1 pseudogene is annotated in these 396 nt (G+C 58.3%); it reads right to left on the reverse strand.

The features are described from left to right. Positions 1-222 (reverse strand): annotated as a pseudogene (locus R0J92_RS21860) (tripartite tricarboxylate transporter substrate binding protein); the annotation flags it as partial. Positions 223-396: the final 174 nt, after the last annotated feature.

Here is a 396-nt window from a genome sequence, read left to right on the forward strand (position 1 = left end):
TGCTCCGCCCGCACTCCCCTTGTTCGTGACAACGATTGGCGCGCTCATCAGGTCATACTTGCCGATGATCGACTGGATTGTGCGCGCGAAAATATCAGTTCCCCCGCCCGGTCCGGCGGTTACGACAAATTCCACAGGACGCGTCGGCTCGAATGCGTGCACAGACGAGGCAACTACCGCCGCCCCTGCAGCGAGGCATGCAATGCGCAAAGACTTCTTCATGGTCTATCCTCCCAGTTAAGCGGCATGGGCCTCCCCCCATGCCGATAGCATCAAAATGTCAGCAATCAGGCAGCACTCGAAAGCGCTTTGGCTCTTTTCGCCATCCGTGCGGCAAGCAGGATCGCTTCGCGCGTAGCTCCCACATCCGCAATCCCTTTCCCGGCAATATCATAG

The sequence above is a fragment of the Tritonibacter sp. SIMBA_163 genome, from assembly GCF_046535935.1.
Taxonomy (GTDB): Bacteria; Pseudomonadota; Alphaproteobacteria; order Rhodobacterales; family Rhodobacteraceae; genus Epibacterium; species Epibacterium scottomollicae.